The sequence below is a fragment of the Streptomyces sp. SID3212 genome (assembly GCF_009865405.1).
In the GTDB taxonomy this organism is placed as follows: Bacteria; Actinomycetota; Actinomycetes; order Streptomycetales; family Streptomycetaceae; genus Streptomyces.
In genome coordinates, this window is the sequence record NZ_WWJY01000669.1 from 1 (window position 1) to 540 (window position 540).

Annotated in this window: 2 pseudogenes; both read right to left on the minus strand. The window is 78.0% G+C overall.

What is annotated here, in order from left to right:
• Positions 1–193, minus strand: a pseudogene (locus GT042_RS20145) (glycosyltransferase); the annotation flags it as partial.
• Positions 190–540: pseudogene (locus GT042_RS20150) on the minus strand (glycosyltransferase); the annotation flags it as partial. The pseudogenes GT042_RS20150 and GT042_RS20145, both read right to left, overlap by 4 nt.

The following is a 540-nucleotide window of genomic DNA, read 5'->3' on the forward strand; positions in this document are numbered from 1 at the left end:
GCAGCCACGCGCCCGGGGCCCCGTCGAGGACCAGCACCCGGCGCCGCACGGGCGCCGCCAGGACGGCGTCCAGGGTGTCGCACAGCGCGGCCTCGGCCAGCGCCGCGGCCTCCTCGGGCCGGAACGGCGGAGTGAGCCGCGTCTTGACCCGCCCGGGTACGGGGGCCTTGGCCATCACCAGGATCGTGGTCACCGCGCACCCGCCCGCTCGTCGCGCACGTCCTCGGGGACGACATCCGCCGCCGCACCCGAGCCGGGCGCCGCCCCCGGCTCCCGCGCGAGCACCGCGCGCATGTCGTGCACCGCCTGCCACGTCCCGCGCCATGTGCCCGTCACCTTCGACCTGCCCGTACGCGGCAGATACGGCACGTCCCGCTCCGTCACCCGCCAGCCCGCGTCCGCCGCGCGGACCACCATCTCCAGCGGATAGCCACTGCGCCGGTCCGTCAGCGACAGGTCCAGCAGCGCCTCCCGGCGCGCCGCCCGCATCGGGCCCAGGTCGCGCAGCCGCAGCCCCGTCCTGCGGCGCAGCATCCGGGA